Source organism: Algoriphagus terrigena DSM 22685, assembly GCF_000429445.1.
Classification (GTDB): Bacteria; Bacteroidota; Bacteroidia; order Cytophagales; family Cyclobacteriaceae; genus Algoriphagus; species Algoriphagus terrigena.
On record NZ_AUBW01000004.1, the window covers coordinates 65,032 to 84,361 of the forward strand.

General features: G+C 45.0%; 28 protein-coding genes. All 28 read right to left on the reverse strand.

All coding sequences use genetic code 11. The features are described 5' to 3' along the window. The 28 genes from map to rpoC all read right to left on the reverse strand — a co-directional run bounded on the left by map (position 1) and on the right by rpoC (position 19,327). Positions 1-774: a type I methionyl aminopeptidase gene (gene map, locus G459_RS0102575; protein ID WP_026966237.1), complete on the reverse strand. Its 774-nt coding sequence runs from the start codon at positions 772-774 to the stop codon at positions 1-3. Position 775: 1 nt separating this feature from the next. Further along, a complete protein-coding gene (secY, locus tag G459_RS0102580; protein WP_026966238.1) occupies positions 776-2,095 on the reverse strand; it encodes a preprotein translocase subunit SecY in 1,320 nt (439 codons plus the stop codon). Positions 2,096-2,099: 4 nt separating this feature from the next. Then, positions 2,100-2,546 carry a 50S ribosomal protein L15 gene (gene rplO / locus G459_RS0102585; RefSeq protein WP_026966239.1) on the reverse strand — a complete coding sequence of 149 codons (447 nt, stop codon included), beginning with the start codon at positions 2,544-2,546 and terminating at the stop codon, positions 2,100-2,102. 2 nt (positions 2,547-2,548) lie between these two features. Next, positions 2,549-2,728, reverse strand: a complete 180-nt coding sequence (gene rpmD, locus G459_RS0102590) for a 50S ribosomal protein L30 (protein ID WP_026966240.1) — start codon at positions 2,726-2,728, stop codon at positions 2,549-2,551. Positions 2,729-2,733: 5 nt separating this feature from the next. Next, positions 2,734-3,252: a 30S ribosomal protein S5 gene (rpsE, locus tag G459_RS0102595; RefSeq protein WP_026966241.1), complete on the reverse strand. Its 519-nt coding sequence runs from the start codon at positions 3,250-3,252 to the stop codon at positions 2,734-2,736. A gap of 5 nt (positions 3,253-3,257) precedes the next feature. After that, entirely contained in the window at positions 3,258-3,608 is a 351-nt protein-coding gene (gene rplR, locus G459_RS0102600) for a 50S ribosomal protein L18 (protein WP_026966242.1), read from the reverse strand. Between the two features lie 6 nt (positions 3,609-3,614). Next, complete coding sequence (gene rplF / locus G459_RS0102605) at positions 3,615-4,172, reverse strand: 50S ribosomal protein L6 (protein ID WP_026966243.1); 558 nt, start codon at positions 4,170-4,172, stop codon at positions 3,615-3,617. A gap of 9 nt (positions 4,173-4,181) precedes the next feature. After that, positions 4,182-4,577: a 30S ribosomal protein S8 gene (gene rpsH, locus G459_RS0102610; RefSeq protein ID WP_026966244.1), complete on the reverse strand. Its 396-nt coding sequence runs from the start codon at positions 4,575-4,577 to the stop codon at positions 4,182-4,184. An 81-nt stretch (positions 4,578-4,658) separates the two neighbouring features. Then, complete coding sequence (gene rpsN / locus G459_RS0102615; RefSeq protein WP_026966245.1) at positions 4,659-4,928, reverse strand: 30S ribosomal protein S14; 270 nt, start codon at positions 4,926-4,928, stop codon at positions 4,659-4,661. A gap of 2 nt (positions 4,929-4,930) precedes the next feature. Continuing rightward, on the reverse strand, positions 4,931-5,491 hold the full coding sequence (rplE, locus tag G459_RS0102620) for a 50S ribosomal protein L5 (RefSeq protein ID WP_026966246.1): 561 nt from the start codon (positions 5,489-5,491) through the stop codon (positions 4,931-4,933). Further along, the gene (gene rplX, locus G459_RS0102625; protein WP_026966247.1) at positions 5,484-5,828 is read right to left on the reverse strand and encodes a 50S ribosomal protein L24; all 345 of its coding nucleotides are present in this window, start codon (positions 5,826-5,828) and stop codon (positions 5,484-5,486) included. Before rplX ends, rplE begins: the two co-directional genes overlap by 8 nt. A 2-nt stretch (positions 5,829-5,830) precedes the next feature. Continuing rightward, complete coding sequence (gene rplN, locus G459_RS0102630; protein WP_026966248.1) at positions 5,831-6,199, reverse strand: 50S ribosomal protein L14; 369 nt, start codon at positions 6,197-6,199, stop codon at positions 5,831-5,833. A 2-nt stretch (positions 6,200-6,201) separates the two neighbouring features. Further along, the gene (gene rpsQ, locus G459_RS0102635) at positions 6,202-6,465 is read right to left on the reverse strand and encodes a 30S ribosomal protein S17 (protein WP_026966249.1); all 264 of its coding nucleotides are present in this window, start codon (positions 6,463-6,465) and stop codon (positions 6,202-6,204) included. Between the two features lie 19 nt (positions 6,466-6,484). After that, the gene (gene rpmC, locus G459_RS0102640) at positions 6,485-6,667 is read right to left on the reverse strand and encodes a 50S ribosomal protein L29 (protein ID WP_026966250.1); all 183 of its coding nucleotides are present in this window, start codon (positions 6,665-6,667) and stop codon (positions 6,485-6,487) included. Positions 6,668-6,675: 8 nt separating this feature from the next. Beyond that, a complete protein-coding gene (gene rplP, locus G459_RS0102645) occupies positions 6,676-7,095 on the reverse strand; it encodes a 50S ribosomal protein L16 (RefSeq protein WP_026966251.1) in 420 nt (139 codons plus the stop codon). Positions 7,096-7,122: 27 nt separating this feature from the next. Beyond that, positions 7,123-7,866: a 30S ribosomal protein S3 gene (rpsC, locus tag G459_RS0102650; RefSeq protein WP_026966252.1), complete on the reverse strand. Its 744-nt coding sequence runs from the start codon at positions 7,864-7,866 to the stop codon at positions 7,123-7,125. Positions 7,867-7,874: 8 nt separating this feature from the next. Continuing rightward, the gene (gene rplV, locus G459_RS0102655; protein ID WP_026966253.1) at positions 7,875-8,267 is read right to left on the reverse strand and encodes a 50S ribosomal protein L22; all 393 of its coding nucleotides are present in this window, start codon (positions 8,265-8,267) and stop codon (positions 7,875-7,877) included. A 2-nt stretch (positions 8,268-8,269) separates the two neighbouring features. After that, positions 8,270-8,548 carry a 30S ribosomal protein S19 gene (gene rpsS / locus G459_RS0102660; RefSeq protein WP_026966254.1) on the reverse strand — a complete coding sequence of 93 codons (279 nt, stop codon included), beginning with the start codon at positions 8,546-8,548 and terminating at the stop codon, positions 8,270-8,272. A 2-nt stretch (positions 8,549-8,550) separates the two neighbouring features. Next, positions 8,551-9,375 (reverse strand): 50S ribosomal protein L2, encoded by an 825-nt coding sequence (gene rplB / locus G459_RS0102665; RefSeq protein WP_026966255.1) that lies wholly within the window; start codon positions 9,373-9,375, stop codon positions 8,551-8,553. Positions 9,376-9,388: 13 nt separating this feature from the next. Beyond that, entirely contained in the window at positions 9,389-9,676 is a 288-nt protein-coding gene (gene rplW, locus G459_RS0102670; protein WP_026966256.1) for a 50S ribosomal protein L23, read from the reverse strand. Positions 9,677-9,680: 4 nt separating this feature from the next. Next, entirely contained in the window at positions 9,681-10,310 is a 630-nt protein-coding gene (gene rplD, locus G459_RS0102675) for a 50S ribosomal protein L4 (protein WP_026966257.1), read from the reverse strand. A 3-nt stretch (positions 10,311-10,313) separates the two neighbouring features. Further along, entirely contained in the window at positions 10,314-10,946 is a 633-nt protein-coding gene (gene rplC, locus G459_RS0102680) for a 50S ribosomal protein L3 (protein WP_026966258.1), read from the reverse strand. Positions 10,947-11,190: 244 nt separating this feature from the next. Then, positions 11,191-11,496 carry a 30S ribosomal protein S10 gene (gene rpsJ / locus G459_RS0102690; RefSeq protein ID WP_008203035.1) on the reverse strand — a complete coding sequence of 102 codons (306 nt, stop codon included), beginning with the start codon at positions 11,494-11,496 and terminating at the stop codon, positions 11,191-11,193. A gap of 11 nt (positions 11,497-11,507) precedes the next feature. Next, positions 11,508-13,625, reverse strand: coding sequence for an elongation factor G (gene fusA / locus G459_RS0102695; RefSeq protein WP_026966259.1), 2,118 nt, complete (start codon positions 13,623-13,625; stop codon positions 11,508-11,510). A gap of 5 nt (positions 13,626-13,630) precedes the next feature. Further along, the gene (gene rpsG / locus G459_RS0102700; protein WP_026966260.1) at positions 13,631-14,098 is read right to left on the reverse strand and encodes a 30S ribosomal protein S7; all 468 of its coding nucleotides are present in this window, start codon (positions 14,096-14,098) and stop codon (positions 13,631-13,633) included. Positions 14,099-14,116: 18 nt separating this feature from the next. Further along, entirely contained in the window at positions 14,117-14,533 is a 417-nt protein-coding gene (rpsL, locus tag G459_RS0102705) for a 30S ribosomal protein S12 (protein WP_026966261.1), read from the reverse strand. A gap of 98 nt (positions 14,534-14,631) precedes the next feature. Then, positions 14,632-14,946, reverse strand: coding sequence for a DUF3467 domain-containing protein (locus G459_RS0102710; RefSeq protein ID WP_026966262.1), 315 nt, complete (start codon positions 14,944-14,946; stop codon positions 14,632-14,634). A 67-nt stretch (positions 14,947-15,013) separates the two neighbouring features. Next, entirely contained in the window at positions 15,014-19,327 is a 4,314-nt protein-coding gene (gene rpoC, locus G459_RS0102715) for a DNA-directed RNA polymerase subunit beta' (RefSeq protein WP_026966263.1), read from the reverse strand. Between the last annotated feature and the right edge of the window lie 3 nt (positions 19,328-19,330).

Here is a 19,330-nt window from a genome sequence, read left to right on the forward strand (position 1 = left end):
TTAGAATTTAAAATTCTCTTCTATGTATTTGTGGGTCGTCACGACCTCTGTTTTATTTTCCAATATTGCAACCGTATGCTCGTAATGAGCTGAAGGTTTCCGATCTGCAGTTCGGATAGTCCACCCGTCTCTCTCTTGGACGATATTTCGCGTACCCAGATTGATCATTGGTTCGATTGCAATCACCATCCCCGCCTTAAGCAGGGCACCACTTCCTCTTTTTCCATAATTGGGAACCTCAGGGGCTTCGTGCAGTTTCCTACCCAATCCGTGTCCGACAAGCTCTCGGACTACAGTGTAGCCCTTTGCTTCGACAAATTTTTGGATAGCAAAACCGATGTCGCCTATTCGATTTCCAGCTACAGCTTGTTCAATTCCCAAATAGAGTGAATCTCGGGTGGCTTTTAGTAATGCAATGACAGAAGGGGAAACCTCACCGATAGGGTACGTATAAGCGGAATCGCTATGAAAACCTTGGTGAAAGACTCCACAATCTACAGAGATTATATCGCCATCTTTCAATTCATAATCGCTTGGAAAACCGTGAACGACTACTTCGTTTACAGAAATGCAAAGTGAAGAAGGGAAGCCATTGTACCCCTTAAAGGATGGTACTGCTTGATGATCCCTAATAAACTCCTCAGCAATTTGATCAAGAAAAGAGGTCTTTACCCCTTCTTTGACATACTTGGCTACTTCTCCGTGAGCTCTACCAAGTATATCAGCACTGTCTTTTATCAACTGAACTTCTTCCGAAGTCTTGTATTGAATCATATTAAGCTACTTGGTAATTAGAAGGATTGTTCTTCATATTACCACTTTTCATCATTCCTTCGTAGTGTCTCATCAACAGGTAGCTTTCGATCTGTCTCAGCGTATCCATGATCACTCCGACCATAATCAGGAGGGAAGTACCACCGTAGAACTGAGCAAACTCGCCACCTACACCGGCAATGATCGCCAACGCAGGAAGGATTGCTACAGCTGCCAGCAAGATGGAACCAGGTAGCGTTATCTTGGAAATGATGCCATCAATAAACTCCGAGGTAGGCGCACCAGGCTTAATACCAGGAACAAATCCACCGTTACGCTTCATGTCTTCTGCTATCTGCTCAGGATTGACCGTGATCGCAGTGTAGAAGAAAGTGAAGATGATGATCAAAGAGGCAAATAACAAGTTGTACTGCCAAGAGGTAAAGTCACTGAATGTGGTACCGATGTAGTTTGCAATATCACTTTCACCGGCCCAAATCTGAGCGATCAAAGCAGGAACAAACATCAACGACTGGGCAAAGATGATCGGCATAACACCAGAGGCGTTTACCTTGATCGGAATGTATTGACGTTGCCCGCCATATACCTTTCCTCCCACTACTTGCTTGGCATATTGAACCGGGATCCTTCTCGTCGCCTCTGTCAGAGCAATCACTCCAACAACAATAAAGAACAAAACCACCGCTTCAATGATCAGGAGCAACATTCCTGAAGAACCTTTTTCAAGGCCTTCAGCAATCAAAGCACCTGGAAATCTGGAGATGATACCGATCATGATCAACATGGAGATACCATTTCCAATACCTTTTTCTGTAATCTTCTCACCCAACCACATGCAGAACATCGTCCCTGCTGAAAGCAAAACCAATGAGCTGAACATGAAAAGAGAGGTACTAACCATCACAGCACCGGTAGGAAGGATAGTGGCACTTACGTAGCCGATACCTTGTGCCACAGTGATCGCGATGGTCAGCACACGAGTGATCTGGTTGATTCTTTTTCTTCCGGATTCACCCTCTTTTTGCATTTTTTGAAAGTAGGGTACTCCGACAGTCAACAGCTGCAACACAATGGATGCAGAGATATAAGGCATAATCCCCAACCCGAAGATGGAGGCATTGCTAAATGCTCCTCCGAGAAAAGTATCAATCAAACCGAAGATCCCTTCGGGAGCTCCACCCAATTTGGATGGATCCACACCAGGAAGCACGATGAATGAACCTAATCTGAAGATAATGAGGAACCCGATTGTATTCAGGATTCTAACTCTCAAATCTTCGATTGAGAAGATATTCTTAACTGTCGAAATAAACTTTTTCATTTACTTAAATCTTGTTTGCTGTACCGCCTTGTTTTTCAATAGCTTCAGTAGCTGAAGCGGAGAAATGATGGGCAGTCACGTCTAATTTGGCTGTCAGTTCACCACCACCGAGGATCTTGATCTTATCGTTCTTGGAAGCGATACCATGGGAAACCAAAGCTTCCATGTCTACCACTGTAAGATTGAATTGCTCGGAAAGGGCCTGCAAGGTATCCAAATTTACTGGTTTGAACTCAACCCTGTTGAAGGATTTAAAGCCAACTTTAGGAACTCTTCTTTGAAGAGGCATTTGACCACCTTCAAATCCGATTTTCTTCTTGTAACCAGAACGCGATTTCGCGCCTTTGTGACCTCTTGTTGAAGTTCCACCTCTACCCGAACCGGTACCACGACCGATTCTCTTGCGGTTTTTGGTTGAGCCTTCTGACGGAGTTAATGTATTTAGTTTCATAATTAAGCTTCCTCCACTTTTACAAGGTGATTCACTTTATTTACCATTCCAGCGATCTGAGGAGTGTTTTCCACGGTTACAGATTTGCTGATACGACCCAAACCCAAAGCAGTGATAGTTGCCTTCTGATCTTTTGGTCTGTCGATCGTACTTTTGATTTGTGTGATCTTGATCTTCGCCATGATAATTATCCGTTAAAGACTTTAGCCATTTTCACACCGCGTTGCTGAGAAACAGCAATCGCATCTCTAAGCTGAACCAGCGCATCGATGGTAGCTTTTACCACGTTGTGTGGATTGGATGATCCTTTGGATTTTGCCAAAACGTCTGTGACGCCGGCGCTTTCCAATACCGCACGCATCGCACCACCGGCAATAACACCGGTACCTGCTGCTGCTGGCTTGATCAATACAAATCCACCACCGAATTTACCAATTTGCTCGTGAGGAATGGTGCCTTTCAAAACCGGCACTTTTACCAGGTTCTTTTTTGCGTCCTCGATGCCTTTGGTGATTGCGTCTGTTACTTCGTTGGCTTTACCCAATCCGTAACCTACCACACCTTGGCCATCACCTACTACTACGATTGCTGAGAAGGAGAATCTTCTACCACCTTTTACCACTTTGGCAACTCGGTTGATAGCGACTACTTTCTCTTTCAATTCTGTATCTGTAGCCCTAATGGGTTTTCTTCTTATTTGAGACATAACGATTAGAATTTAAGGCCTCCTTCTCTGGCGCCGTCAGCCAAAGCTTTAACATTACCATGGTACAAGTAGCCATTTCTATCGAAAACTACTACAGATACGCCATTAGCGATGGCTCTTTCGGCAAGTTTCTTACCTACTTCTTTGGATACTTCTATCTTAGTATTGGCTTTGGCGCCAAGTTCCTTAGAGGAAGCCTGAGCCAAGGTCTGACCTTTAAGGTCATCCACCAATTGCGCATAGATGCCGGTATTGCTTTTGAATACTGACAAACGAGGTCTGGAATCGGTACCGGAGATCTTTCTTCGGATACCCTGCTTGATTCTAAGTCTTCTGGAATTCTTATTAAATGCCATAACCTATTATTTTTTACCGGCAGTTTTACCAGCCTTACGTCTAACTTGCTCACCAACGAAGCGCACACCTTTACCTTTGTATGGTTCAACCTTACGTAGGGACTTGATTTTTGCAGCGACTTGACCGATCAACTCTTTGTCGATTCCTTCCAAAGTAATCAGCGGGTTTTTACCTTTAGGAGTCTCTGTCTTAAGAGAGATCTCGCTAGGCAATGCCATGAAGATACTGTGAGAATAACCTAAGCTAAGCTCAAGTACCTGGCCCTGATTAGAAGCCTTATAACCTACACCGACCAATTCCAAATCTTTCTTGTATCCTGTAGAGACTCCGATCACCATGTTGTTGATCAGAGATCTGTAAAGACCGTGCAGAGATTTGTGTCTTTTGGATTCGGTAGGTCTAGAGACAACGATATCGCTGCCCTCCACTTTCACCTGAATATCGGGATTCACATCCTGAGTCAGTGTACCCTTTGGACCTTTAACAGTGACAGTTCCATGAGCTGACACGTCTACAGTAACACCGCCGGGTATATTTATTGGTTTTTTACCTATTCTAGACATGATAGTAAATTAATAAACGTAGCAAAGTACTTCGCCACCGATCCCTTCGGTACGGGCTTCTTTGTCGGTCATCACACCTTTGGAGGTGGATACGATTGCGATACCCAGTCCGTTGATCACTCTAGGGAGCTCATCGTGCTTGGCATATTTTCTCAAACCTGGCGTACTAACTCGCTGTAGGCTTACGATTGCGTTTTGCTTGGTGGTAGGGTTAAACTTCAAAGCGATCTTAATCGTCCCTTGAGGACCATTTTGCTCAAACTTATAGTTTTGAATGTACCCTTTATCATGCAATACTTTCGTAATCTCCTTTTTGATGTTAGAAGCAGGTATCTCAACGATTCGGTGAGAAGCTTTGATGGCATTTCTCAACCTGGTCAGATAATCAGCTATTGGATCAGTCATGGTATTTATAGTCTAGCGCCACCCGTTTTGGGCGTGCAAAGTTACGAATTGATTTTTAGAATAAAAATTACTGTCGTTTTTTTACCAGCTAGACTTAGTAATTCCAGGGATCTTGCCTGCTGAGGCCATTTCTCTGAAGGTTACCCGGTTGATTCCAAACTTTCTCATGTAGCCTTTTGGTCTACCGGTCAGTTTGCATCGGTTGTGAAGTCTTACCGGAGAAGCATTTTTTGGCAATTTGTCAAGAGCTTCGTAGTCCCCGGCTGCTTTCAGCTCGGCTCTTTTCTTAGCGTACTTGGCTACCAGATGCTCTCTTTTTCTCTCGCGAGCTTTGATGGATTCTTTTGCCATGATTATTCTGCTTTAGTTTGGTTAGCGAAAGGCATTCCGAAAGCTTTCAACAAAGTCAAGCTTTCTTCATCTGTCTGTGCGGATGTAACGAAAGTGATGTCCATTCCGGAGATTCTGTTTACCTTTTCGATAGAGATCTCTGGGAAGATAATCTGCTCGGTAACGCCCAAGGTATAGTTTCCTCTTCCGTCAAATCCTTTGTCAGAGATCCCTTTGAAGTCGCGGACACGTGGCAAAGCCACAGTCACCAAACGGTCAAGGAACTCGTACATTTTCTGGCCACGCAAAGTAACTTTCGCTCCGATCGGCATGTTTTCTCTCAACTTAAAGTTGGAGACCGCGATCTTGGATTTGGTAGCTACCGCTCTTTGACCAGTGATCAATGAAAGCTCTTCTACACCCTGATCAACCAATTTCTTGTCAGCTACTGCTGCACCGATCCCTTTGTTAAGGACGATCTTGGTCAATGCAGGTACCTGCATTACTGAAGAGTATTGGAATTTCTCTTTCAAAGCCGGAACGATATCGTTCACGTACTTATCTTTCAATCTTGGATTAGCCATTGATCACCTCCCCGGTTTTCTTAGAATACCTTACTAGTTTTCCGTTTTCACCTGCTTTGCGACCAGTCTTGGTAGCTTCACCGGTTTTAGGATCTACCAGCATCAAATTACTGATATGCAGTGCAGCTTCTTTCTTTTCGATACCACCCTGAGGCTTAGCAGCAGTAGGCTTCACGTGTTTGGTGATCATGTTGATCCCCTCTACATACGCTCTGCTCTTTGCAATATCTACAGAAACAACCTTCCCTGTTTTTCCTTTGTCATCTCCTGAGATCACCTTGACGGTGTCTCCGGTTTTGATGTGCAGCTTTGGCTGCTTTTTAGTCTTTCTTTCCATGATTAGAGTACTTCAGGGGCCAAGGAAATGATTTTCATGAACTGCTTTTCTCTGAGCTCTCTGGCCACTGGACCGAAGATACGAGTACCTCTTGGCTCATCGTTGTTGTTCAACAACACGGCAGCATTGTCTTCAAATCGGATGTACGAACCGTCTTTGCGACGGATCTCCTTTTTGGTTCTAACGATAACCGCTTTAGACACGGTACCTTTTTTCATGTTGCTGGAAGATAGAGCCGACTTTACAGTCACGACTACTTTATCACCGATCGAAGCGTAACGCTTGCCAGTTCCTCCCAATACGCGGATAACGAGTACTTCTTTAGCACCTGAATTATCTGCAACGCCTAGTCTGGATTCTTGCTGTATCATGATTACTTAGCCCTCTCAATAATTTCAACTAATCTCCAACGCTTGTTCTTGCTCAGCGGACGAGTTTCGCTGATTTTCACCAAGTCACCTGGGTGGCATTCATTGTTCTCGTCATGAACCATAAATTTGGTAGTTTTAGCAACAAACTTTCCGTAGATCGGGTGCTTCACTTTACGTTCCACAGCCACAGTCACAGACTTATCCATTTTGTTGCTTACGACTTTACCAATTCTCTCTTTGCGAAGATTTCTCTCAATCGTAGCCATTTTCTTTTCTGTTAGCTAGTTATTTGGAAGCTAATGCAGTCTTCAATCTTGCGACCAGACGCTTGGCTTCTCTGATTCTGTTAGGATTCTCTATCGGAGAAATCGAATGGGCAAATTTCAATTTGCTTAGATTCCCCTGCTCAGCGACAACTCGCTCTGCGATCTCACTTGCGGAAAGTGATCTGATTTCTGTATTTTTCATAGTTTCGACTATTCTGCGTAATCTCTACGAACAACAAATCTGGTACTTACGGGTAGCTTCTGCTGCGCAAGTCTCAACGCATCCTGAGCAATCTCCAGGCTCACGCCTGTAGCTTCGAAAAGGATTGTACCTGGTTTGATAACGGCCACCCAATATTCCGGAGCACCTTTACCCTTACCCATACGAACCTCTGCGGGCTTTTTAGTGATCGGCTTGTCAGGGAAAATCCTGATCCAAACCTGACCTTCTCTCTTCATAGCTCTTGTCATGGCAATACGTGCTGCCTCGATCTGGCGAGAAGTAATCCATCCTGGCTCAAGGGATTTGACGCCAAAGTTACCAAAAGAGAGCTCTGCGCCTCTAGTAGCAAGACCTTTGACACGGCCCTTGTGCATTTTCCTAAATTTCGTTCTTTTCGGCTGTAACATGATTTCTCACTTATTCGGTGAAAATAGTTATTTCTTATTTCTGCGTCTTGGACCGTTGTCTCTTTCGTTACGACCACCTTTTGGGTTAGGAGTACGCTGGCCTTTTGGCTCATTCGCAGCACCTTGGTTCGGAGACAGATCTCTTTTTCCGTACACTTCACCTTTGAAGATCCAGACTTTGATTCCGATCAATCCGTACACGGTAAGTGCTTCGGACAGTGCGTAGTCGATGTCAGCTCTCAATGTGTGAAGGGGAATTCTTCCCTCTTTGTACATTTCTGAACGTGCCATTTCAGCACCGCCCAGACGACCAGAAAGTTTAACTTTGATTCCTTCCGCTCCCACTCGCATGGATGCTGCAATGGCTTGTTTCATTGCTCTTCTGAAGGAAATTCTAGCTTGAAGCTGCTGTGCGATAGATTCACCTACCAATTTAGCATCCAGTTCAGGACGTTTGATTTCGAAGATATTGATTTGAATATCCTTGTTGGTGATCTTCTTAAGCTCTTCTTTCAGCTTGTCTACTTCGGCTCCGCCTTTACCAATTACTACACCCGGACGGGCGGTATGGATAGTCAAGGTGATTCTCTTAAGCGTACGCTCGATGATCACTTTGGCAATACCTCCTTTAGGGATTCTGGCAAGGACATATTTACGGATCTGCTGATCTTCGTATAGTTTTTCAGCAAAGTCTTTCCCACCATACCAGTTGGAATCCCAGCCTTTGACTACACCAAGTCTAAATCCTATTGGGTTAATCTTTTGTCCCATAGTCTTTTTTAATTTGCCTTTTCGTTAGTTACTACTACATCAGCGGTAACGTCTCCAGCGATGAAAGCATCAACTACGAGGGTTACATGATTGGATCTTTTGCGGATTCTGTGACCGCGTCCCTGAGGAGCGGGTCTCAGTCTCTTAAGGGATCTTCCTTCATCCACCATGACGGTTTTGATGTATAGATCTGCTTCCTCAAGTTTAGCGTCAGGATTTTTTGCCTGCCAGTTGGCTACCGCTGAAAGGAGAAGTTTCTCCAATCTGATCGCTCCATGGTTGGGAGTGAATTTCAGAATGCTAAGTGCCAATCCTACTCGCTTGCCTCTCACGAGGTCAGCCACAAGGCGCATTTTGCGCGGGGATGTAGGAACGTTGTTTAATCTTGCTACTGCTTCCATGATTATCTCTTTCCTTTATCTTTTTTAGCAATGTGGCCTCGGAAGTTTCTCGTTGGAGCGAATTCACCCAGCTTGTGACCTACCATGTTGTCAGTGACAAACACCGGGATAAACTTGTTACCGTTATGCACTGCGAAGGTATGGCCTACGAAATCCGGAGAAATCATAGATTTTCTTGACCAAGTCTTGATGACAGATTTCTTGCCTGACTCGTTCATGACATCTACTTTCTTCACCAGGTGATGCTCGATATAAGGACCTTTTTTTAATGAACGTGCCATAATTATTTAGATCTTTTGCTGATGATGAACTTGTTTGAATACTTCTTAGGCGATCTGGTTTTCTTTCCTTTAGAAAGAAGACCTTTTCTTGATCTTGGATGTCCACCTGAAGAACGGCCTTCACCACCACCCATCGGGTGATCAACTGGGTTCATCGCCACACCTCTTGTACGAGGTCTTACTCCAAGCCATCTCTTACGACCAGCTTTACCTAAGACCACGTTCATATGGTCACCGTTTGACACAGTACCTACTGTAGCCATACAAGTTCCCAAAACGAGTCTCATCTCACCAGAAGGCAGCTTCACGGTCACGTATCTCGGATCACGAGCTACGATCTGCGCGTATCCACCGGCACTTCTTGCCATGGCTCCACCTTTGCCCGGCTTCAACTCCACGTTGTGTACAATTGTACCCATCGGGATGTTTGCCATTGGCATGGCGTTGCCCACTTCTGGAGCAACTTGCTCACCGGAAATCACTGTCTGTCCTACCGACAAACCTTCCGGGGCGATAATATAGGCCTTTGCACCGTCTGCATAATAAAGTAGGGCTAGACGTGCAGTTCGGTTTGGATCGTATTCGATTGCTTTCACAGTCGCAGGTACACCAAACTTATTTCTTTTGAAGTCTACAATTCTGAGTCTTCTCTTATGACCACCACCGATATAGCGAGCGGTCATCTTGCCTGTATTATTTCTTCCGCCTGACTTCTTGAGAGGAGCTAGGAGTGATTTTTCCGGCTTTGACGCGGTAATCTCGTCAAACGCTGGAGCCACTCTAAATCTCATCCCTGGAGTAACAGGCTTCATTTTTTTAACTGCCATGATATTGATTCAATTAAATTTCTCCGTAAAAATCAATTACCTCACCGTCGGCTACTTGCACGATTGCTTTCTTGAAAGCATTGGTGAAGCCTGATACGACTTTGTTTTTGGTGTAGCGAGTCTTATGCTTCGCAGCATAGCGAATCGTACGTACGGACACCACTTTCACACCGTAGGTCTTCTCTACAGCATTTCTGATCTGGTACTTGTCAGCGGTTTTTTCTACAATAAATCCGTAGACTCCTCTTTCGTTGCCAGCAGAAATTTTTTCCGTAATCAAAGGCTGCTTTAGAATATCCATCGTCTTATTTCGATAAAATGGTTTCCAACTTACTTACAGATCCTTCGCAAAGCACCAAATGGTCAGCATTGAGGAGTTGGTAAGTATTTACATCATTTACAGTCACAACTTTCGCTTTTGGAAGGTTTCTGCTTGACAAGAACACGTTCTTGTTGTCTTCAGGAAGTACCAACAGGGTCTTCTTGTCAGAAAGAGAAAGTCCATTCAAGAAAGCGATGTAGCTTTTGGTCTTTGGAGCGTCAAACGACAGGTCTTCCAATACAACCAGGCTGTTTTCTATCACTTTGTATGCAAGTGCAGACTTACGAGCCAACTGCTTTACTTTTTTATTGAGTTTGAAAGAGTAATCTCTTGGCCTAGGGCCGAATACTCTACCTCCTCCACGGAAGTGGGGGGCCTTCAAAGATCCAGCACGAGCACCACCGGTACCTTTTTGCTTCTTGATCTTTTTGGTAGATCCCGCTACTTCGTTTCTTTCTTTTGACTTGTGAGTTCCTTGTCTTTGGTTAGCCAAGTACTGCTTCACGTCCAGGTAGATCGCGTTATCGTTAGGTTCGATCGCGAAGATTTCGTCAGAAAGAGTCACCTTTCTACCTGTGTCTTGTCCTTTTTGATTGATTACTGCTAATTCCATGGCTTATTTCTCAAGAATTACGAAAGAGTTTTTTGGGCCAGGTACTGAGCCGGAAACCAATACCAGGTTTTGCTCAGGATAGACTTTCAACACTCTCAGGTTGACAACTTTTACTCTGTCACCACCAGTTCTTCCGGCCATTCTCATGCCTTTGAATACTCTGGATGGCCAAGAACATGCACCGATGGAACCTGGGTGTCTGCCTCTGTTGTGCTGACCGTGAGTTTGTCCACCCACACCTGCAAAACCATGACGCTTAACAACACCTTGGAAACCTTTACCTTTTGAAGTACCGATTGCATCGACGAAGTCACCTTCTACGAATACCTCTCCTGCACTTACCGATTTTCCGAGATCAACTTGGCCTTCGAATTCGACCCTGAAGTCACGAAACTCAACAACTTTCTGCTTTGGCGTAGTACCGGCCTTTTTAAAATGACCGATTAGTGGCTTAGGAGTGTTTTTCTCCTTGCGCTCACCGAATGCCAACTGCACTGCGTTGTACCCGTCTGTTTCAACGTTTTTTACTTGCGTCACTACGCAAGGACCAGCTTCGATTAGCGTGCATGCGACGTTACGTCCATCGGCACTGAAGATGCTAGTCATACCTACTTTTTTTCCTATAATACCAGACATCTTTGATAAGATAATTTGATAATCCACAAGAGTTTATACACTTGGGCCCTTTTTAAGGACTGCAAAGTTACTGAAATAATATTTGGCAACAAATCCCAACTCCAATATTTTCAAACAATTAGAAAAAAACTGATCGGCGACGGAACTAAATGAATTCCGCAGCTGCGATGGGATTTCCCGACCGGTAGAAAAAACAAAAGACCTGCAGAGATTGCAGGCCTTTTGATATGGGGTCCAAGTACTGTCAGACTTTGATTTCAACGTCTACTCCGCTAGGAAGCTCGATTTTCATCAGGGCATCCACGGTCTTGGAAGAGTTGGAGTAGATATCAACCAGTCTCTTGTAAGTACAAAGTTGATATTGATCTCTGGCTTTCTTACTTACGTGTGGGGATTTCAACACTGTGAATTTCTCCTTTTTCGTAGGCAATGGAATAGGACCAACTACTACCGCGCCAGTGGCTTTTACAGCCTTCACGATCTTCTCTGATGACTTATCCACCAGGCTGTGATCGTATGATTTTAGTTTTATTCTGATTTTCTGGTTCATTTTCTTGAAGATTAGGCTTTAGCACCTTTTACTTTAGCAATTACCGCTTCTGCTATGTTATTGGGAACTGGCTCATAGTGAGAGAAGGTCAATGACGCTGTCGCTCTACCCGAAGTGATGGTTCTCAAATCAGTCACGTATCCGAACAACTCAGACAAAGGAACGTTTGCTTTGACTACAGTAGAGGTACCTTTGGTATCCATCCCTTTCATCAAACCTCTTCTTCTGTTCAAGTCACCTGTGATTGGTCCAGTGTATTCATCTGGAGTCACCACATCAACTGCCATGATCGGCTCCAGCAATTGTGGTCTACATTTCTTAGCAGCTTCCTTGAAACCGATTCTTGCTGCCAATTCGAATGACAACGCATCTGAATCGACGTCATGGTAGGAACCGTGGAACAATCTCACTTTCATTGCTTCGATTGGATATCCAGCCAAAGGTCCGTTCTTCATTGCTTCCTGGAAACCTTTCTGGACTGGCGCGATGAATTCTTTTGGAATCACACCACCCACGATACCATTGACAAAGTCAAGTCCGTTTTTGATTTCGCCGGTCTCCGGATCTGGATCTTTTGGCCCCAACTCGAATACGATATCGGCAAATTTACCCTTACCACCTGTCTGCTTCTTGTATACTTCCTTGTGCTCCACCGAGCCAAACAAAGCTTCCTTGTAAGCAACCTGAGGAGCACCTTGGTTGATTTCAACCTTAAATTCTCTCTTAAGACGGTCGATGATAATCTCAAGGTGAAGTTCACCCATCCCTCTCAGGATCGTCTGACCAGTTTCCTGATCCGTATTTACCTGAAGGGTCGGATCTTCCTCGATCAGTTTGGCGATAGCCATACCCAATTTATCGACGTCGGCTTGAGTTTTAGGCTCAATCGCATATCCGATAACTGGCTCTGGGAAGACCATTGATTCAAGAACCACTTTGCGCTTCTCGTCACAAAGGGTATCACCTGTTTTGATGTCTTTGAAACCTACCACAGCACCGATATCACCGGCAACCAATCTTTCGATTTGGTTTTGCTTGTTGGCATGCATCTGGAACACACGGGAGATACGCTCCTTATTTCCAGAACGGCTATTGTAAACATAAGAACCAGACTCAAGTACACCTGAATAAGCTCTCACGAAGCAAAGACGACCCACAAACGGGTCAGTGGCGATTTTGAATGCCAAGCCAGTGAATGGCTCTTTCTCATCAGGGTTGATTGCAACCTCTTCTTCAGTATCAATACTAGTAGCAAAGATCGCCTCCTTGTCCAATGGAGAAGGAAGTAATTCCATCACCAAGTCAAGCATGGTCTGTACACCTTTGTTTTTGAAAGAAGATCCGCATACCATAGGGACAATTTTCATGTCGATCGTAGCAGCTCTGAGGGCTTTCAAGATCTCAGCTTCCGTGATAGAATTAGGATCATCGAAGAATTTCTCCATCAGTGACTCATCATATTCCGCCACGGCTTCGAGCAGATGCTCTCTGTACTGGGCAACTTCCTCTACCATGTCTTCAGGAATAGGGATGACTTTGTAAGTCATTCCTTTGTCTTCTTCATTCCAGACCATTCCACGGTTGTTGATCAAATCAACCACACCTTGAAACTTGTCTTCAGCACCGATCGGGAGCTGCAATGGGACCGCATGGGATCCGAGCATTTCCTTCACTTGCTTACATACTTCTAAAAAGTTGGCACCAGAACGGTCCATTTTGTTAACAAATCCGATTCGGGCTACCTTATAATTATCCGCCAATCTCCAGTTGGTCTCAGACTGTGGCTCAACACCGTCCACAGCACTAAACAGGAAAACCAGACCATCCAGGATTCGAAGGGAACGGTTCACTTCAACAGTAAAGTCAACGTGTCCCGGAGTATCGATGATATTGACGTTGTACTTATTATCTCGGTAGTTCCAAAATACGGTAGTAGCAGCGGAAGTAATCGTAATACCTCTCTCCTGCTCTTGTGCCATCCAGTCCATGGTCGCAGCACCATCGTGTACCTCACCGATCTTGTGACTCACACCTGAGTAGTAAAGGATACGCTCAGTAGTAGTAGTCTTACCCGCATCGATGTGGGCTGCAATACCAATGTTTCTGGTGTACTTTAAATCTCTTGCCATCCTAATTAAAATCTAAAGTGTGAGAATGCTTTGTTGGCTTCGGCCATTCTGTGCGTATCATCTTTTTTCTTGACAGCGGCTCCTTCGCCTTTTGCTGCCGCGATGATCTCACCTGCCAGTCTATCCATCATGGTCTTCTCACCTCTCCTGCGAGCATAGTTAATCATCCACTTGATGCCAAGTGAAACTTTTCTATCAGGTCTGACTTCCATAGGAACCTGGAAAGTGGCACCACCAACTCTACGACTCTTCACCTCAACGGATGGAGAAATATTGGCTAGCGCTTTCTTCCAAACTTCAAGACCATTCTCGCCCACCTTAGATTCTACTTTAGCTACTGCATCGTAGAAAATGGTGTAAGCAATACTCTTCTTCCCGTCGAACATTAGGCTGTTTACAAACTTGGTGACCAAAGTATCATTGAACTTTGGATCAGGAAGAATATATCTCTTCTTTGGTTTCGCTTTTCTCATTTCTTCTAAATGTTTTTATTACTTCTTTTTGCCCTTTACCGGGGCAGCTGGAGCACCTTTGCCAGCTTTAGGTCTTTTAGCACCGTACTTGGAGCGACCTTGCTTACGGTCTTTTACTCCGGCAGTATCCAATGCACCTCGGATGATGTGATATCTCACACCCGGAAGATCCTTCACACGACCACCTCTGATCAATACGATCGAGTGCTCCTGCAGATTGTGACCTTCACCCGGAATGTAAGCGTTCACTTCTTTTCCGTTCGTCAATCTTACCCTTGCCACCTTTCTCATCGCGGAGTTAGGCTTCTTAGGGGTCGTAGTGTATACTCTGGTACAAACTCCTCTACGCTGTGGACATGCGTCCAAGGCACGAGACTTTGATTTTATTTCCAGTGTAGTTCTACCTTTTCTTACTAGCTGTTGAATAGTAGGCATTAACTGATAAAATTTAGTTTTCCTGTAAACTGTTAAATTTTGGACTGCAAAGGTAAAGAAAGTAATAAGAGTAACAAAATTAAGCAGTTATATTTTTGTTACGCTTCGCCCGGTGCTCCGAAGGAAATCGGAAACGAAGGGGTCCCTCCTCCTTGTTGGATTTTTCCGAATGCAGCTTCATATTTTTCGATGTTATCTTTCAGCGCCGCGAGCAATCTTTTGGCGTGATCTGGAGTCACGATGATTCTGGATTTCACTTTTGCTTTGGGCACTCCAGGCATCAATCGAATAAAATCGATCACAAATTCCGAATTGGAATGAGCGATCATTGCTAAGTTGGAATAGATGCCCTCTGCTACTTCCTCGGAGAGCTCCACGTTGATCTGCTGTTCTTGTCTGTTGTTTTCGTCCATTTCATTTTTGGATTAAAAAAAGGCCTGTACATGACATACAGGCCTTTTTACATTAAAATCAAATTGATTAAAGGATCGCTTCGCTGGATCTTCTAGCGGAAGTTTTCTCCATGTTTTCAGAAAGCTTGTCGTATTCTTCTTGGGAACCGATGATCAGATTTTGCAATCTTCTCTGGCCGGTACCTGCAGGGATCAAGTGACCCACGATTACGTTTTCTTTCAGTCCCAAGAGCTCATCGCGCTTGCCTCTGATGGCAGCCTCGGAAAGCACCTTGGTAGTTTCCTGGAACGAAGCAGCAGAGATAAAGCTCTCAGTACCCAAAGACGCAGCGGTGATACCCTGCAAAGTCGGAGCAGAAACCGCAGTCTCAGCATCTCTCACCTGTACAAGTTTCAAATCCTTGCGCTTCAGGCTGGAATTTTCGTCTCTCAGTCTTCTAGCAGAGATGATCATACCAGGCTTCAGGGTAGAAGAGTCTCCAGCATCCATCACCACTTTCTTGTCGAGAATGTTGTCGTTTTCCTCACGGAAAGCCCACTTATCTACCACTTGATTTTGAAGGAATCCAGTGTCACCAGCATCCAGGATTTCAACTTTCTGCATCATCTGAGATACAATTACCTCGATGTGTTTATCGTTGATCTTCACACCCTGAAGTCTATAAACTTCTTGAATTTCGTTCACCAAGTATTCCTGAACCGCAGTTGGGCCCTTGATAGAAAGGATGTCGTTTGGAGTGATTGCTCCATCAGACAATGGCTCACCTGCACGGATGAAGTCATTTTCCTGAACCAAGATGTGCTTGGAAAGAGATACCATGTATTTCTTGATCACGCCATCTTTGGATTCAATGATGATTTCTCTGTTACCACGCTTGATGCCACCGTAAGTCACCACACCGTCGATCTCAGATACCACAGCCGGGTTGGATGGGTTACGAGCTTCGAACAATTCGGTTACTCTTGGAAGACCACCTGTGATGTCACGAGTCTTACCTACAGATCTTGGGATTTTCACCAAAATCTGTCCTGACTTCACTTTATCACCAGCCTCTACCGCCAAGTGAGCGCCCACAGGGATATTGTAGCCCTTGGAATCGTCACCATAATTGATCACGATCGCAGGGTTCTTAGTTCTATCTTTAGTTTCGATGATTACTTTTTCACGGAAACCTGTCTGATCATCCGCAACCTCTTTGTAAGTGATCCCCTCTACGACCGCCTCAAACTCAACTTTTCCGTCGAATTCAGAGAGGATGACCGCATTGTATGGGTCCCAGGTACAAAGTGACTGGCCTTTGGTGATTTTCTGACCATCCTTCACGTTCAGCAACGCACCGTAAGGAACGTGGTTGGACACCAAGGTTTTGCCGGTCTTCGCTTCGTTGATCTTGATTTCACCAGAACGTCCCATGACAATAGTGATTGCCTCACCGTCTTTGTTGGTCGTTTCGATGAATCTCAATTCCTCTTCGAATTCGATTACCCCGTCAAACTTCGCAGGGATCGACGCGTCCACCGCCATGTTGGAAGCCGTACCACCTACGTGGAAGGTTCTCAAGGTCAGCTGCGTACCTGGTTCACCGATCGACTGAGCGGCGATAACACCAACAGATTCGCCTGATTGTACCATTTTACCGGTTGCCAAGTTTCTTCCGTAGCATTTTGCACAGACACCTCTTCGGGTTTCGCAAGTCAATACCGATCTGATTTCAACTTCTTCGATCGCAGATTCATCTACCAACTTCGCCACCTCGTCGCCGATCTCCACACCCGCAGGGATGATCAATTGATCAGTAAGCGGATCGTATACATCGTGAACTGATACTCTACCCAGGATTCTCTCGGATAGCGGCTCAACGATTTCGTCGTTGTCTTTCAAAGGCTGAACGACCAGGCCTCTTAAGGTACCGCAGTCTTCCTCTGTGATGATCATGTCCTGCGCGACGTCCACCAGACGACGGGTTAGGTAACCCGCATCGGCAGTTTTCAACGCCGTATCTGCGAGACCTTTACGTGCACCGTGCGTAGAGATGAAGTACTCCAATACATCCAAACCTTCTTTGAAGTTAGAAAGGATCGGGTTCTCGATGATCTCTCCTACTGAACCTTGAAGGTTCTTCTGAGGCTTAGCCATCAAACCTCTCATCCCGCCCAACTGACGGATTTGCTCTCTTGAACCACGGGCTCCTGAGTGCATCATCATGTAGATGGCGTTGAATCCTTGCTTGTCCTCTTCCATCTTCTTCATCAGATTGTTAGTCAAATGCGAGTTGGTACGAGTCCAGATATCAATTACCTGGTTGTAACGTTCGTTGTCAGTGATCAGACCCATGTAGTAATTGTTCCACACCTGATCCACTTCCTCTTTCGCTTTTGCAACCATGATTTCCTTTTCCGCAGGAATGATTACGTCATTCAAGCCCATGGACAGACCGCCTTGGTAAGCCATCTGGAAACCAAGATGCTTGATATCATCCAAGAACTGAGCGGTGCGAGCGATACCGCAAACCTTCACTACCTCAGCGATAATCTGCTGCAGTTTCTTCTTGGTCAACAGTTCGTTTACATATCCAACTTCTTCAGGCACAAACTGGTTGAAGATCAAACGACCCGCAACAGTTTCGATAATCTTGTCTGCAATTACCCCTTCAGCATCTTTGAACTTCACCTTGCACTTGATATTCGCATGCTTGGAGACTTTGCCTTCGTTCATTGCAATGATCACCTCTTCCTGGCTGTAGAAAGTCATGCCTTCACCCGCTACAATTTCCTCTGGAGTTGATTTCTTTCCTTTGGTCACATAATACAGACCCAAAACCATGTCTTGAGATGGTACCGTGATCGGTGCACCGTTGGCTGGATTCAGGATGTTGTGAGCAGAAAGCATCAAAGTAGAAGCTTCCAAGATCGCCTCATGTCCAAGTGGTACGTGTACCGCCATCTGGTCACCGTCAAAATCGGCGTTGAATGCAGTACATACCAATGGGTGAAGCTGGATCGCTTTTCCTTCGATCAGTTTTGGTTGGAAAGCCTGGATACCCAATCTGTGAAGAGTTGGGGCACGGTTAAGGAGCACAGGGTGTCCTTTCAATACATTTTCCAAGATATCCCAAACCACTGGATCTTTACGATCCACGATTTTCTTGGCAGATTTTACAGTCTTTACAATCCCTCTTTCGATCAGTTTTCTGATGATAAAAGGCTTGAAAAGCTCGGCTGCCATATTTTTAGGAAGACCACACTCGTGAAGCTTCAGCTCAGGACCTACGACGATCACAGATCGACCGGAGTAATCCACACGCTTACCGAGCAAGTTTTGACGGAAACGACCTTGCTTACCTTTCAACATGTCAGAAAGGGATTTCAGGGCACGGTTTCCATCGGATCTTACCGCATTTACTTTCCTGGAGTTATCGAACAAAGAATCGACTGCTTCCTGAAGCATTCTCTTCTCGTTTCTCAAGATTACCTCTGGAGCTTTGATGTCTATCAAACGCTTCAGACGGTTGTTTCTGATGATTACTCTTCTGTAAAGGTCATTCAAATCGGAAGTCGCAAAACGACCACCATCCAAAGGAACCAGTGGACGCAATTCCGGTGGAATAACTGGGACCATACGAACGACCATCCACTCAGGACGGTTTTCGATTCTGGTTCTTGCATCACGGAATGCTTCTACCACTTTCAGACGCTTCAAAGCCTCTGCTTTACGCTGCTGAGAAGTATCGGTAGCCGCTTGGTGACGAAGTGAGTAAGAAAGATCATCGAGATCCAATCTTGCCAGCAACATCTCCAAACCTTCCGCACCCATCTTAGCGATGAATTTCGTCGGATCAGCATCATCCAAAGAATGGTTCTCTTTTGGAAGCTTATCCATGATGTCTAGGTATTCGTCTTCTGTTAAGAAGTCGAGGTACTGAACACCTTCTTCGGCTTTGACACCAGCTTGTACCACCACATATCGCTCGTAGTAAACAATCTGATCCAATTTCTTGGTAGGAAGACCCAACAAGTAACCGATTTTGTTCGGAAGAGATTTGAAGTACCAGATGTGCGCTACAGGCACCACCAGCTCGATGTGGCCCATACGCTCACGACGTACTTTCTTCTCAGTCACCTCTACACCGCAACGGTCGCAGATGATGCCTTTATATCTGATTCGCTTGTACTTACCACAATGACATTCCCAGTCCTTCACAGGGCCAAAGATCCGCTCGCAGAACAAACCACCCATTTCTGGCTTGTAGGTTCTGTAGTTGATAGTCTCCGGCTGGGTCACTTCACCATTGGAGCTGTCCAGGATAGATTCTGGAGAGGCCAAGCTGATAGTAACTCTGGAAAAATCGTTGTTGAGTTTTTTATTTTTTCTAAACGACATAAT